14 protein-coding genes are annotated in these 14,480 nt (G+C 61.1%); 4 read left to right on the forward strand and 10 right to left on the reverse strand.

Annotation, left to right across the window (positions count from 1 at the left end):
• Window positions 1-149: 149 nt before the first annotated feature.
• The 5 genes from ACVI9W_RS04315 to ACVI9W_RS04335 form a co-directional block, all read right to left on the reverse strand.
• On the reverse strand, window positions 150-941 hold the full coding sequence (locus ACVI9W_RS04315) for an OmpA family protein (RefSeq protein WP_157194783.1): 792 nt from the start codon (window positions 939-941) through the stop codon (window positions 150-152).
• A 14-nt stretch (window positions 942-955) separates the two neighbouring features.
• The gene (locus tag ACVI9W_RS04320) at window positions 956-1,309 is read right to left on the reverse strand and encodes a DUF4398 domain-containing protein (RefSeq protein WP_461529295.1); all 354 of its coding nucleotides are present in this window, start codon (window positions 1,307-1,309) and stop codon (window positions 956-958) included.
• A gap of 9 nt (window positions 1,310-1,318) precedes the next feature.
• Complete coding sequence (locus tag ACVI9W_RS04325; protein WP_461529296.1) at window positions 1,319-2,143, reverse strand: substrate-binding periplasmic protein; 825 nt, start codon at window positions 2,141-2,143, stop codon at window positions 1,319-1,321.
• 115 nt (window positions 2,144-2,258) lie between these two features.
• A complete protein-coding gene (locus ACVI9W_RS04330; protein ID WP_157193391.1) occupies window positions 2,259-3,188 on the reverse strand; it encodes an electron transfer flavoprotein subunit alpha/FixB family protein in 930 nt (309 codons plus the stop codon).
• Window positions 3,189-3,938 carry an electron transfer flavoprotein subunit beta/FixA family protein gene (locus ACVI9W_RS04335; RefSeq protein ID WP_009396278.1) on the reverse strand — a complete coding sequence of 250 codons (750 nt, stop codon included), beginning with the start codon at window positions 3,936-3,938 and terminating at the stop codon, window positions 3,189-3,191.
• A 545-nt stretch (window positions 3,939-4,483) separates the two neighbouring features.
• Here ACVI9W_RS04335 and ACVI9W_RS04340 point away from each other — a divergent pair.
• On the forward strand, window positions 4,484-6,148 hold the full coding sequence (locus ACVI9W_RS04340; RefSeq protein WP_461529297.1) for an electron transfer flavoprotein-ubiquinone oxidoreductase: 1,665 nt from the start codon (window positions 4,484-4,486) through the stop codon (window positions 6,146-6,148).
• 62 nt (window positions 6,149-6,210) lie between these two features.
• Here ACVI9W_RS04340 and ACVI9W_RS04345 read toward each other — a convergent pair whose 3' ends face one another.
• From ACVI9W_RS04345 to ACVI9W_RS04365, 5 genes are all read right to left on the reverse strand, one after another.
• On the reverse strand, window positions 6,211-6,612 hold the full coding sequence (locus ACVI9W_RS04345; protein ID WP_461529298.1) for a type II toxin-antitoxin system MqsA family antitoxin: 402 nt from the start codon (window positions 6,610-6,612) through the stop codon (window positions 6,211-6,213).
• Window positions 6,609-6,911, reverse strand: coding sequence for a type II toxin-antitoxin system MqsR family toxin (locus tag ACVI9W_RS04350; protein ID WP_461529299.1), 303 nt, complete (start codon window positions 6,909-6,911; stop codon window positions 6,609-6,611). The genes ACVI9W_RS04345 and ACVI9W_RS04350 overlap by 4 nt, the downstream gene beginning before the upstream one ends.
• A 101-nt stretch (window positions 6,912-7,012) precedes the next feature.
• Complete coding sequence (locus ACVI9W_RS04355; RefSeq protein WP_461529300.1) at window positions 7,013-8,338, reverse strand: MFS transporter; 1,326 nt, start codon at window positions 8,336-8,338, stop codon at window positions 7,013-7,015.
• A gap of 107 nt (window positions 8,339-8,445) precedes the next feature.
• Window positions 8,446-8,931 carry a histidine kinase gene (locus tag ACVI9W_RS04360; protein WP_461529301.1) on the reverse strand — a complete coding sequence of 162 codons (486 nt, stop codon included), beginning with the start codon at window positions 8,929-8,931 and terminating at the stop codon, window positions 8,446-8,448.
• 187 nt (window positions 8,932-9,118) lie between these two features.
• Complete coding sequence (locus ACVI9W_RS04365; protein WP_038613140.1) at window positions 9,119-9,595, reverse strand: sigma-70 family RNA polymerase sigma factor; 477 nt, start codon at window positions 9,593-9,595, stop codon at window positions 9,119-9,121.
• Window positions 9,596-9,864: 269 nt separating this feature from the next.
• Between ACVI9W_RS04365 and ACVI9W_RS04370 the strand changes: the two genes are divergently transcribed.
• From ACVI9W_RS04370 to ACVI9W_RS04380, 3 genes are read left to right on the forward strand one after another with little or no spacing between them, the layout of a single operon-like run.
• Window positions 9,865-11,043 carry an efflux RND transporter periplasmic adaptor subunit gene (locus tag ACVI9W_RS04370; RefSeq protein WP_461529302.1) on the forward strand — a complete coding sequence of 393 codons (1,179 nt, stop codon included), beginning with the start codon at window positions 9,865-9,867 and terminating at the stop codon, window positions 11,041-11,043.
• Window positions 11,044-13,011 (forward strand): MacB family efflux pump subunit, encoded by a 1,968-nt coding sequence (locus ACVI9W_RS04375; protein ID WP_461529303.1) that lies wholly within the window; start codon window positions 11,044-11,046, stop codon window positions 13,009-13,011.
• A 3-nt stretch (window positions 13,012-13,014) separates the two neighbouring features.
• The gene (locus ACVI9W_RS04380) at window positions 13,015-14,421 is read left to right on the forward strand and encodes an efflux transporter outer membrane subunit (RefSeq protein WP_461529304.1); all 1,407 of its coding nucleotides are present in this window, start codon (window positions 13,015-13,017) and stop codon (window positions 14,419-14,421) included.
• Window positions 14,422-14,480 lie beyond the last annotated feature (59 nt).

The following is a 14,480-nucleotide window of genomic DNA, read 5'->3' on the forward strand; positions in this document are numbered from 1 at the left end:
TGAGTCAGAATACCGGAACAGTTGCAAAGTGTACTGGGACAGATTGCAGAATAGTCGACAATACAGTTGTGTGACAGCCCCCTGCCGGCACTTTCCGACGCCCATAAAAAAACCCGGTGAGCGGTACTCACCGGGTTTTCCAGAGGGTGTTAGCGCGCTGCGCCAAGCTTGCCCTTTTCGTCGGAAAAGACGATCTCGACGCGACGGTTCTGCGCCCTGCCCCGCTCCGAAGCGTTGGCTTCGACCGGGTATTGGTCGCCATAGCCCTCGACCTGAATGCGCTTTTCGTCGACCCCAAGATCGACCAGCATATCCGCCACCGCCTGCGCCCGGTCGCGGGACAACTTGAGGTTGTCCTCCGCAGCACCCGTGCTGTCGGTGTAACCCTCGATACGCACAACACGCTTGGGGTTGAGTTGCAGGAACTGCACGAGCTTGAGCACGGTTCGATTGGCCGAATTCTTCAACTCGGCGCGACCGGTGTCGAACAGCACATCGCCCAACGTCATGACCAGGCCGCGATCGCTCTGGGTGGTGGCCAGGCTGACAATCTGCGCCTCCAGCCACTTGCCCTGCTGCTGCACACTGGCAAGCTTGGCCTCACGCAGCGCCAACTGCAGGCGTTGACGCTCGAGTTCAAGCTTGGCCAGACGTTCCTGATTGAGCACCAGATTGCTGTGCTCACGGGCAATATCACTGTAGCGCTGGCTCAGGTAGGCGTAGTGGCGCACATCGGCACCGGTTCCGAAGTAGCTGGACAGCCGGTCGGCCCGCGCCAGCGACTCACCCGCACGAATGACATCGCGTGGTGCACTGCGCAGCACATCGGAATCGTCCTTGACGGTCTGGAATTTGGCCGTCGCTTCATCCAGTGCCGTCTCGCTGCGCTGACTGGCGCAACCCTGTAGACCGACGAGCCCGAGCAACAGCAAGGCTGCCATAGGTTTGATCGAACTCACGGCTGTTCTCCCAACTGTTTACGCAGGCGATTGACCCGCGATTGCAGCAGGTCGAGCTGCTCTTTGCTTTTGCTGGTCAACACCCGCGCCTCGGCCAGGCGCGCGTCGAGCTCGGCCTGTTCGGCGCGCATGCGTGCATCGCGATAAGCCTCATGGCTCATGTTGACCTGGGCCCGGGCCATTTTGTCTTCGGCCAGCTTCAGCTCTGCCACTTCATCGGTCGCACCGACGGCCTTGGCCTGCGCCAGCGCCTGCTCGGACAGGCGCAGCTGTTCATGGGGGGCCGGGTCATTGGCGCATCCGGCCAGAGCCAGCAGCGCCAGGGCGGCGAATAGTGAATGAGTTCTCACACAATCTTCCTACTGTTTAGGGGCATCCAGCGGCACCTGCATCTGCGCCTTCCAGCGCTCGACATTGCGTTGCAGTACCGCCTGGGACACGCCGGAGGCCGGCAATTCTGTCAGCTTTTTTGCCAGTTGTCCGCGCAACCAGGCGTCATTGCATGCCGAATTATGCGAAAGCGCCAAATACAGTCCAGGGCGATCCAGAGGCAAGCCGCGGGCGATCAACGCATTGCTCATACCCAAGGTCTGGGCCATGGCCATACCGGCATAACGTCCGGCCAGCACGTAGTCGACCTGGCCCAGCAACAGCTTCTGGAACGCCTGGGTCAGATTCTGCGCTGGCGTCAGCCGCAACTGGCTCTTGGCGTAGGCTGAAAATTCGGGGGTAAGGCGCGCTTTTTCCGAAACACTGCCCTGATGCTCGCGCAGATCGGACAAGGTGTCGTAGACCAATGATGAATCGTGGCGGGTCCAGACCACGTACTCATTGCTTAGCAACGACGGGTGTACATAGTCCACCGTAGTGAGCTCAGCCACGGCGAAGGGCGAATCAATCAGCAGATCCACACGACCGCTACGCACCTCTTCCAGCGCCTGGTTGCGCGTTCCGCTATCGAGCACTTCAACTTTCAGACCCAACTCGCCGGCAACCTGCCTGAACAGGTCGACGTTGGCGCCGATCAGGTGTTTGGGGTCTTGTGGATCGCGCCAGGAATAAGGCGGAGCGTCAGGGCTGCCGGTAGCCACCAGCCGCTCACATTTACCCACGGCCCACGCCGGCAACGGCATCAGCAGCGCAGCGAACACCAGCGCCGTGTTGATCCGGCCATGCCATCCCATGCAACCCCTCCCTACCCTTTGTACCCTGAATGAAAAAGCCCGATCGGTCGGGCTGTGCGAGGCAGGCCTGCACAGCCCGAACGGATCGGGCTCTTTTATAAGTGAAGCGGCTGGATTAAACCAGCTTCTCCAGCTCAGGGATGGCTTCGAACAGGTCAGCGACCAGACCGTAATCGGCCACCTGGAAGATCGGCGCTTCTTCGTCCTTGTTGATCGCAACGATCACTTTGGAGTCTTTCATGCCGGCCAGGTGCTGGATCGCGCCGGAGATACCGACGGCAATGTACAGCTGTGGCGCAACGATCTTGCCGGTCTGACCGACCTGCATGTCGTTCGGTACGAAACCTGCGTCGACTGCGGCGCGCGAAGCACCCACTGCGGCGCCCAGCTTGTCGGCCAGGGCGTACAGGTGTTTGAAGTTGTCACCGTTCTGCATGCCACGGCCGCCGGAAACGACGATCTTGGCAGCGGTCAGCTCTGGGCGGTCGGACTTGGCCAGCTCTTCGCCAACGAACGCCGATTTGCCAGCGTCGTGAGCAGCTGCGACAGCCTCGACCGCAGCCGAACCACCTTCCGCGGCAACGGCATCAAAGCCGGTGGAGCGTACGGTGATGACTTTGACGGCAGCGTTCGATTGCACGGTGGCAATGGCGTTACCGGCATAGATCGGACGCTTGAAGGTGTCAGCCGATTCCACCGAGATGATCTCGGAGATCTGGTCAACGTCCAGCAGCGCAGCAACGCGTGGCAGGATGTTCTTGCCGTTGGAGGTAGCAGGTGCCAGCACGTGGCTGTAGCCCTTGCCCAGCTCGGCTACCAGCGGCGCGACGTTTTCCGGCAGTTGGTGCGCGTAAGCGGCGTTGTCGGCAACCAGCACCTTGGCAACGCCAGCAATCTTGGCTGCAGCTTCAGCAACGCCACCGACATTCTGGCCAGAGACCAGCACGTGGATGTCGCCACCGATTTTGGCGGCAGCAGCAACAGTGTTCAGGGTGGCCGGGGCAACGGCACCGTTTTCGTGTTCAGCGATAACCAGGATAGTCATTTAGATTACCTTCGCCTCGTTCTTCAGTTTCTCGACCAGTTCAGCAACCGACTTGACCTTGATACCCGCGCTGCGTGCAGCTGGCGCTTCGACTTTCAGGGTCTTGTTGGTGGAGGCGGTGGAAACGCCCAGCGCGTCTGGAGTAACGGTTTCCAGCGGCTTTTTCTTGGCCTTCATGATGTTCGGCAGCGACGCGTAGCGCGGCTCGTTCAGACGCAGGTCGGTGGTGACGATCGCTGGCAGGTTCAGCGCAACGGTCTGCAGGCCGCCGTCGATTTCACGGGTAACGTTGACCTTGTCGCCAGCCACTTCAACCTTGGAGGCGAAAGTGCCTTGAGCGAAGCCAGTCAGCGCCGCCAGCATCTGGCCGGTCTGGTTGTTGTCGCTGTCGATCGCTTGCTTGCCAAGGATCACCAGCTGAGGCTGTTCTTTGTCGACCACCGCCTTGAGCAGTTTGGCCACGGCCAGCGAGGTCAGCTCTTCTGCGGACTCGACCAGCACGGCACGGTCGGCACCCAGTGCCAGCGCGGTACGCAGTTGCTCCTGGGCAGTGGCCGGGCCGACGGTAACGACGACGATCTCGCTCGCAACGCCCTTTTCTTTCAGGCGTACGGCTTCTTCTACGGCGATTTCGCAGAAGGGGTTCATGGACATCTTGACGTTAGCAAGGTCGACGCCGGAGTTGTCCGCCTTGACGCGAACCTTGACGTTATAGTCGACCACTCGTTTGACAGCTACAAGAACCTTCATGGATTCCTCGTTACTCTCCGGTGAAAAGAATGTCGCCTGGGGCAAACCCGGCGATTGCGCGTGGGTACAAGGGCACCTCTAAAAACGATTGCAGCCGATAGAATTTAACCCTGACCCAGCAGTCCCAATTCGACCTTGCAACAGCAAAACCCGTGAGTCATTTTCTGTCGTGGTGTGTAAACTCCACTACAAAGCGGCCCGCGGCCCAGCTGCCCTGCTTTTCGCCTGGTTTTTAGGGGTGCACCTGCATCCGGCGGTCAGCCTACGGCGAGCGCAAAACCGCTCGTATCTTGACCGTAACGCCCAATCCGGTCAATACGGCAAACCGGTCAGATTCACGCCGTGCGTCTTTGATTTTACTGGCCTGCGGCAAATTCAAACAAACGTTTGTATTGGACCCCGTGAGTGGTGTAGATATAATGCGCGGCCAAGAGAAAGCGGTGTAGTCCGTCATCACTCGAGCTACAGCTTACACGTACCGAAAAATGACCGCCTGACACCCGCCAACAAAGAAAAACCGATGAGCCTTGAGTAGGAGAGAACCTGTGGAACGCGAATACATGGAATTCGACGTGGTCATTGTCGGCGCTGGCCCGGCTGGCCTGTCCGCCGCCTGCCGACTGAAGCAGAAGGCCGCCGAAGCCGGTAACGAAATCAGCGTCTGCGTGGTCGAGAAAGGCTCGGAAGTCGGTGCCCACATCCTCTCCGGCGCAGTTTTCGAACCGCGCGCCCTGAACGAACTGTTCCCGGACTGGAAAGAGCTCGGCGCCCCGCTCAACACCGAAGTCAAACGCGACGACATCTACGTGCTCAAGGATGCTGGCAGCTCGATCAAGGTCCCTGACCTGTTCGTGCCCAAGACCATGCACAACGAAGGCAACTACATCATCTCCCTGGGCAACCTGTGCCGCTGGCTGGCCCAGCAGGCCGAGAACCTGGGCGTGGAGATCTACCCTGGCTTCGCCGCCCAGGAAGCCCTGTTCGACGAGAACGGCGTAGTCCGCGGGATCATCACCGGCGACCTGGGTGTCGACCGTGAAGGCAACCCGAAAGAAGGCCTGTACACCCCGGGCATGGAGCTGCGCGGCAAGTACACCCTGTTTGCCGAAGGCTGCCGTGGTCACATCGGCAAGCAACTGATCAAACGCTTCAACCTGGACAACGAATCCGACGTCCAGCACTACGGCATCGGCCTGAAAGAAATTTGGGAAATCGATCCGGCCAAGCACGAGCAAGGCCTGGTTGTGCACACCGCTGGCTGGCCGCTGGATGTCATGGCCAAGGAAAACACCGGCGGCTCGTTCCTCTATCACCTGGAAAACAACCAGGTGGTGGTTGGCCTGATCGTCGATCTGTCGTACAGCAACCCGTTCCTGTCGCCGTTCGACGAATTCCAGCGCCTCAAGCACCACCCGGTGATCAGCCAGTACCTCGAAGGCGGCAAGCGCATCAGCTACGGCGCCCGCGCCCTGGCCAAAGGCGGCCTCAACTCGCTGCCGAAAATGGTCTTCGCCGGTGGCGCCTTGATCGGTTGCGACCTGGGCACCATGAACGTGGCCAAGATCAAGGGCAGCCATACCGCAATGAAGTCCGGCATGCTCGCTGCCGACGCAGTGGCCGATGCCCTGCTGGCCGGTGGTGAAGGCGGCGATCAACTCAACAGCTACGTCGAAGCCTTCAAGGCCAGCTGGCTGTATGAAGAGCTGTTCTCCAGCCGTAACTTCGGCCCGGCCATGCACAAGTTCGGCCCGATGCTCGGCGCGGCGTTCAACTACCTCGACCAGAACTGGTTCGCTGGCAAACTGCCGTTCACCCTGCACGACACCAAGCCGGACTACGCCTGCCTGAAGCTGGCCGCTGACTCGAAAAAGATCGACTACCCGAAACCGGATGGCAAACTCAGTTTCGACAAGCTCAGCTCGGTGTTCCTCTCCAGCACCAACCATGAAGAAGAACAACCCTGCCACCTGAAACTGGCCGATGCGAGCATCCCGATTGGCACCAACCTGCCGCTGTACGATGAACCGGCCCAGCGCTACTGCCCGGCTGGAGTATACGAAGTGGTGACCCAGGAGGACGGCAACAAGCGCTTCCAGATCAACGCCCAGAACTGCGTGCACTGCAAGACCTGTGACATCAAGGACCCTTCGCAGAACATCACCTGGGTAACGCCGGAAGGCGCTGGTGGTCCGACTTACCCGAACATGTAAATCAGGCTGCCAACAAAAAGCCCCCTCGCCTTGCGGCCAGGGGGCTTTTTATTCAGGGTGGATCAGGCCGTCCTTACCTCTTCGAACAGTTCGGGATGACGATCAAGCAGCTTGAGCAACTTGACCAGCGCCAAGGGAGGCCTGGTTTTGCCATTCTCATAACGGGAAAAGGCATTGACTCCACCGCCAAAAATCTCCGCAGCTTCGCGCTGATCCAGCGCCAGTTTCTTGCGGACCGCCGCGATAAAGCCGGGATCGACAGTCGTTGCGTTAACCTGGCGGTTGAACGCGAGCATGGCCGCACTGACGCGTCGAGACTCCTGAGCATCAAGCACTGCCTCACCGCAACTCGGACAGAAATCTCCCACCACACCTGGCACTTGGGTTGATTCGCCCTTGTAGGTGTAAGGCAGATCACGGGTGGAATTTACCAGCTCGGCTGCGCCACAGGCTGGGCATTTCATGCTTGCAACTCCTTGAAGGATACGATGAGCAGATCATCGATAACCGTCAGCTTCAGATAGATCCAACCGGCCTTGGTAAACGGCCGGTAGACGTCTTGCCAGATGCGATGATCACCATGAGTGGTCATGCTTTTATAGAAGTCCGTGATAGTCAGGCTGCCAACCACTTCTATCATCTGGTCGTAATCCAGGCCAAGCGCCGCGCCTCCAGCCATTGCAGCAGCTGTCGTTCGAATTTGACCTGCCTCCAGCAGCGCTTTGATCCTTGAAAGCCTGCAATGCGGAACCCGCTTCTCCATGAGCAAATTAACCTAGTAGGTTTAATTTGGCAAGTTGGTTAGTCCAACCGCCCTGCTCTGGAAGTCTGCCTGATCAGCGCCCGAAACGACGGACACCATTGTCACAACACATTAAGAGAAGCCTGTGGAGCGTCATCCTCGCAGCGCGCAGGCTCCTTCGCAGCAAAATACATCGCAGTCAGTAGTCCCACAGCCCCCATAATGAAGCTGAACCCCACACACACCCACGGGCTCCACGGCATCAACGCAATCAACATCATCGGTGTGGTACTGGCCCACAGCGCATAGGCGATGTTGTAGGTAAAGGAAATCCCCGACACCCGGATCGGTGCCGGGAACAACCCGACCATCACCGACGGCACCACGCCCACCACACCACAGGCCAATCCTGCCAGGGCATAGGCCAGCCCGGGCCACTGCCAACCACTCACCAGACTCGCATACAGGGCACCGATGCCCAGCGGCAGCAGCAGACTGTAGAACATCAGCGCGCGCCAGGCGCCGATCCGGTCGACCAACAGCCCGGCCAGCACGCAACCAATGTTAAGAAAGACGATGCCCATGCTGCTCAACGCGAAGGTGTGTCCGGCACTCATGCCAAAGCGCTGCTGCATCACCGTCGGGGTGATGACCACCAACACCACCACCGCCGAGGTCAGCACACAGGTCAGCAGCACAGCAGGAAGCAGCGCCCGCCGGTGCTCACTCAACACCGTGCGCAGCGGGAATGCTACGGGCTGCTCACGGCGCTCGCGCAAGGCCAGGAACACTGGCGTCTCGCTCAACCAGCGGCGCAGCCATACACCAATTACACCGAACACCCCACCCAACAGGAACGGGAAGCGCCAGGCGTAGTCGAGGATCTCTTGTGGCGTGAACAGTTGCGCCAGCAGCGTGGCCGTCAAGGCGCCAAGCAGGTAACCGAAAGTCAGGCCTGCCTGGAGAAAGCCCAGGGCGTAGCCGCGCCGTCCGGCCGGTGCGTGCTCGGCAACGAACACCCAGGCACTGGGCACTTCGCCGCCTACCGCCGCCCCCTGGAGAATCCGCAGTGCGAGCAGAATCAGCGGGGCGAAATAGCCGATTTCGGCATAGGTCGGCATCACCCCGATCAACAGGCACGGCAAGGCCATCATCAGGATACTCAGGCTGAAGACCTTCTTGCGTCCCAGGTGGTCGGCAAAGTGCGCCATCAGGATCCCGCCCAGGGGTCTGGCCAGGTAGCCGGTGACAAAGATCCCGAAACTCTGCAACAGACGCAGCCACTCGGGCATCTGCGGCGGGAAGAACAACTGGCTGAGGGTCAGGGCGAAGAACACGAAGATGATGAAGTCGTAGATTTCCAGCGCGCCACCCAATGCCGCCAGGCTCAGGGTTTTGTGATCGCTGCGCGTCAGGCGTAGCGCTGGCGCAGGCGTGATGGCTGTCATAAGGGCATCCGTCAATCGATGGGCATCGACGCGCTCTGCGGCGCGCCTGGGCGAACGCCAGAGAATAGCAAAACACACCACAAGGGTGCGCCAACTGTTGCCACGGTTCAGGATTGACGGGAAAAAATCGACGGCGCAAAACTCATCCGTCGCGGTGAATACCCCGCCGGGGATGCCCGGTCGAACACCCCCGGCAGCTGCCCGATGACTTTCGGCGAATCGATGATCGCCATGAAGGTATGCATGGTCTCGTCGTCGGGGACCTTGGGCAGACTGACATTCACCGCTTCGCGCTGGGCGCTGGGAATGGCCGGCACTTTCAGGTGCTGGGACTGGTACAGCAGGGCGTGCTGGATCTGGGCGCTGCCCCGGCAAAAGCGTTCCAGGTCGACCCCGACATGGCTGGCCAGGTCAATGTTGCCCACCAGCAGGTTGAATGGTTGCAGTGCGCTCAATACCAGGCGCTGCAGGTCTTCAAACGATTCGACCGGAGCAATGCGATAGTAGCCCATGCCATTGAGGATTTTCTCCAGCTGCAGCAATTGCATCGGATGCTCGTCGGCGATCAGGATCCGCAGTGATTTGTTTGGCATCGTCTATGACCAAGGCTGGAGAGCGTTAGTGGCATTCCTTGACCATAACTGCGCCAATAACTCAACTACAGGCTGGAGGCGAGCACTTCGCCAGATATAGGGTCTTTCTTGATAGTTGTTGGGAAATCCGCAGAAAGCAAGCGCGCTCACAACGAAATTTTCACACTCCCCCACTAACGCGCGCCTATCAGGACTCCCAAAGCCGCATGCGCACACGACAGTGTTTCATCGCATTGACGATGTGTTTTTCCACCAGGCTGCGGGAAATACCCAGACGTTCGGCGATTTCCTGATGTGACAGACCTTCGAGCTTGCGCAACAGAAAACTGTCGCGACAGGGCTTGCTCAATTCACCGAGGGCTCGCTGCATCAGCTCCAGGCGCTGTCGCAGCTCCATCTCCTGAGACGGTGCCGGGGAAAAGAAGCGTTCGTCACTGTCGAGCACTTCCAGTGGCTCGGCCCGGCGCAACAGACCCCGGCGATGGCCATCGATCACCAGGTTCAGGGCCGTACGATAGAGGAAAGCCCGCGGATGCTCGACGTCGCTATCGGCCGTGCGCTCCAGCACGCGGGTGTAGGCATCATGGGCGACGTCTTCAGCCGCCTGACGGTTACCCAGGCGGGCGCAGAGGAAACTCACCAGTTCGCGATAGTAGTTTTCCAACACAGCACCTGGCCGCGGCGTCGCGGGGTTTTCCCGGCTCTGGGTGAGCGGAGTTGAATGATGGCAGATTGGAATAATACAAATTATAATTATTCTCAGCAAGGTCGAGCGAGCGGCTCTGCTGCCAGCCCCCACCCGATCACCTGCTGAACCTCAATAGCCACGGTAAATTCCGCCGCCAGTCTCTCGTTTACCTGGGAGCCGCCCGTGTCTGTCGTGTTTGTCTGCCAGCGTGACCCACGGCTCAACCCCTTTGGCTGGAACCCTGCATGAGACGTCCTTCGAACAAACGCCGCCTGCTGCTTTGTGGCCTCGGCCTGCTCAGCCTGACTGCCCTGCTCGCCTGGAAAACCCTGCCCGGTCGTGGCGACCCGCTCAGCACCGTCAGTGTGACGCGCAACGATATCGAAAGCAGCGTAACCGCGCTGGGCACCTTGCAACCGCGGCGCTACGTGGACGTTGGTGCCCAGGCCTCAGGGCAGATCCGCAAACTGCATGTGGAGGTCGGCGACCAGGTCAAGACGGGGCAACTGCTGGTCGAGATCGACCCCTCGACCCAACAGGCCAGGCTCGATGCCGGGCGTTTCTCGATCGACAACCTCAAAGCTCAGCTGGCTGAACAGCAAGCCCAGTACCAACTCGCCGAACAACAATACAAACGCCAGCGCAACCTGGCCGCCGGCGGCGCCACCCGCGAGGAAGATGTGCAAAGCGCCCAGGCTCAGTTAAAAGTGACCCAGGCCCGCATCGACATGTACCGCGCGCAGATCCGCCAGGCCCAGGCCAGCCTGCGCAGCGATGAGGCGGAACTTGGCTACACGCGCATCTATGCGCCGATGTCCGGAACCGTAGTCGCCGTGGATGCGCGCGAGGGCCAGACTCTCAACGCTCAGCAACAGACACCCTTGATCCTGCGCATCGCCAAACTGTCGCCGATGACCGTCTGGGCGCAGGTATCAGAAGCCGACATCGGTCATGTCAAACCGGGCATGTCGGCCTACTTCACTACCCTGGCGGGCGGCAAGCGCCGCTGGACCAGCACCGTACGCCAGATCCTGCCGGTCCCCCCCAAGCCCCTGGACCAGTCCAGCCAGGGTGGTGGCAGCCCGGCCAGCGCCAGTGGCACAGGCACGGCAAGCAAAGTGGTGCTGTACACCGTGCTGCTGGACGTGGACAACCCCGATAACGCCTTGATGGCGGAAATGACCACCCAGGTGTTTTTCGTTGCCGGCCGCGCCAGCAAGGTGCTGAGTGTACCGGTGGCCGCACTGGATGAAGATGCCAGCGACGAAAACCTGCGCATTGCCCAGGTGCTCGATGCCAGCGGCAAGATCGAGCCACGCCGGGTACGCACCGGGCTAAGCGACCGCCTGCGGGTGCAAGTGCTTGAAGGTTTGAACGAAGGTGAGCAGCTGTTGATCGGCGCACCTGCTGCCAGCGGAGGTTGAATGAGTACGCCGCTGATCGAACTGCGCGAGATCCGCAAATCCTACGGCGGGGTCGATACCCCGAAGGTCGAAGTGGTGCGAGGTATCAGCCTGGCGATCCACCCGGGCGAGTTCGTCGCCATTGTCGGCGCGTCCGGCTCCGGCAAGTCAACCTTGATGAACATTCTCGGCTGCCTGGATCGTCCGACTTCCGGTAGCTACCTGTTCGCCGGCAAGGATGTCGCCGAGCTGGACAGCGACGAGCTGGCCTGGGTGCGCCGTGAAGCCTTCGGTTTCGTGTTCCAGGGCTACCATTTGATCGCCTCAGGCTCGGCCCAGGAGAACGTCGAGATGCCGGCCATTTATGCCGGTACCCCGGCTGCCGAACGCCATGCCCGCGCCAGCGTCCTGCTCAATCGCCTGGGGCTCGCCAGCCGCACCGGCAATCGCCCACACCAACTCTCCGGTGGCCAGCAGCAGCGGGTGTCGATTGCCCGTGCGTTGATGAACGGCGGCCATATCATCCTTGCCGACGAACCCACCGGTGCCCTCGACAGCCAGAGCGGCGCTGAAGTCATGGCCCTGCTCGATGAACTGGCCAGCCAGGGCCATGTGGTGATCCTGATCACTCACGATCGCGAAGTGGCGGCCCGGGCCAAGCGCGTCATCGAGATTCGCGACGGCCTGATCGTCAGTGACTCGGCCAACGAACAGTCCAGCGTACCCGTAGGCGCCCCCGGCCTGCAGGCTGAAGACCTGCGCCAGCGCCTGGACCAGGGCGCCACCCACAGCGGCGCCTGGAAAGGCGAGATGGTCGAAGCACTGCAAGCGGCCTGGCGGATCATGTGGATCAACCGTTTTCGTACCGCCCTGACCTTGCTCGGTATCGTTATCGGCGTGGCGTCGGTGGTAGTCATGCTTGCCGTCGGCGAAGGCAGCAAGCGCCAGGTCATGGCGCAAATGGCCGCATTTGGCTCCAACATCCTTTACCTCAGCGGGAGCGCGCCAACCCTGCGCGACCCCGCGGGCGTCATCACCCTGGACGACGTTGCTGCCGTGGGCAGTCTGCCTCAGGTGAAGATGATCATGCCGGTGATCGGCGACAAACTGATGGTGCGCTACGGCAACAACAACCAGCAATTCTATGTCGGCGGCAATAACACCTACTTCTGCGAAATCTTCAACTGGCCGGTGGTCCAGGGCAGCTTCTTCACCGAAGCCGATGAACAGGCCGCTGCCGCCGTCGCGGTGATCGGCCAGAAGGTCAAGGAAAAGCTGCTCGGCGCCCAGGTTGATCCGATCGGCCAGTACATCCTGGTAGAAAACGTCCCCTTCCAGGTAGTCGGCATCCTTGCCGGCAAAGGCGCCAGCTCTGGCGATCAGGACAGTGACGAGCGCATCGTGGTGCCCTACTCGGCGGCGGCGATCCGTCTGTTCGGTAGCCGCGACCCGGAGTACGTGACCATCGCCGCGGCCGACTCACGGCGGGTGGCCGAAACCGAAGCTGCGATCGACAGATTGATGCTCAAGCTGCACCACGGCAAGCGCGATTTCGAGTTGAGCAACGACGCCGCCCTGATCCAGGCCGAGGCGCGCACACAGAACACCCTGTCACTGATGCTTGGCTCTATCGCCGCAATCTCTCTGCTGGTCGGCGGCATCGGCGTGATGAACATCATGCTCATGACCGTACGCGAGCGCACCCGCGAAATTGGTATCCGCATGGCCACTGGTGCCCGTCAACGCGACATCCTGCGCCAGTTCCTCAGCGAGGCAGTATTGCTATCGATGGTCGGCGGCCTTACCGGCATTGCCCTGGCCTTGCTGATTGGCGGCGTGCTGCTGCTTGGCAACATCGCCGTGGCCTTTTCCCTGGCGGCCGTGCTCGGCGCCTTTGCCTGCGCAGTGGTCACCGGGGTGGTGTTCGGCTTCATGCCGGCGCGCAAAGCCGCCCGTCTCGACCCGGTCAAAGCCCTTACCAGCGAATAATCAATGAACCTGCCCAGCCGTCTCAGTGTGTTGTCCATCAGCCTGTTCATCGCCGCTTGCAGCAACACACTCACGCCACCACAAAGTGGTCTGCAAGCTCCGGATGCCTGGCAAAGCCATACCGCCACACTCGATCAGCCACTGCCGCAACAGGACTGGTGGCAGCAGTTTTCCAGCGTCGTACTCGATCAACTGATCGAGCAAGCGCGGCAAAACAGTTTCGACCTCGCCGCTGCCGCCGCCAGGGTCCGCCAGGCCCAGGCCTCGGCAGTGATCGCCGGTGCCCCGCTGCTGCCGGAGGTCAAGTTCGGCCTGGATGGCAGCCGCCAGCGCCTGCTGCACGGCAATGGTTTCAATCAGCTCGACGCCAGCAGCCGCGAACGTACCAGTACCTCGTTCAATACCCGCCTGAGCGCCAGCTACGAGATCGACTTCTGGGGCGGCAAGGCCGCCGCCCGTGACAGCGCCCTGTTTGATCTGGACGCCAGCCGTTACGACCGGCAAACGGTCGAGCTGACCCTGCTCAGCGGCGTTGCCAACAGCTACCTGCAAAGCCTGGCGCTGGCCGAGCAGGTGCGTATTGCCCAGCTCAACCTGGCCAACGCCGAGGACGTGCTACGCCTGGTGCAGACCCGCTACGACTCGGGCTCGGCCACGGCCCTGGAGTTGGCCCAGCAACGCAGCCTGGTCGCAGGCCAGGCGCGCCAGGTACCGTTGTTCGAACAGCAACTGCAGGAGGCCCGTATCACCCTGGCGACTCTGCTGGGCGAACCGGTACAGACGCTGGCACCGATCCAGGAGTCCCTCGACGGGGTGCACTGGCCGGAGATTGGCAGTGGCGTACCCAGCGAGCTGCTCAGCCGTCGCCCCGATATTGCCGCCGCCGAAGCACGCCTGGCCGCCGCCCAGGCCAATGTCCAGGTAGCGCGTGCGGCGATGCTGCCAAGCCTGACCCTGGGCGCTGACCTGGGCTCAGGCGCCGACACCTTCGCCCAGATTCTGCGCAGCCCCTACTACACCCTGAGTGCCGGCCTGGCCGCGCCGATTTTCAACAATGGGCGTCTGCGGGCCGAGCGGGACAAGGCCCGGGCCCAGCAGGAAGAGCTGTTGCAGAACTATCGCAGCAGCATCGTGGCCGGCTTTGCCGATGTCGAGAAAGCCCTCAATGCTATCAGCGGTGTGGACGATCAGCGCCAGTGGCAGGATCAGGAAGTCGAGCAGGCGCGTACGGCCTTTACCCTGTCGGAAAGCCGCTATCGGGCGGGTGCCGAAACCTTGCTGACCGTGCTGGAGACCCAGCGCACCTTGTACCAGGCTCAGGACCAGCAGGCGCAGCTGCGCTTGGCGCGACTGCAAGGCAGTGTGGCGTTGTACAAGGCGTTGGGTGGGGGTTGGCAGGTGCCACAGTAAACGCGTTATCGCGGGGCAAGCCCGCTCCCACCGGCCCGAAACTGAACCTGTGGGAGCGG

Source organism: Pseudomonas sp. 210_17 TE3656, from assembly GCF_054821965.1.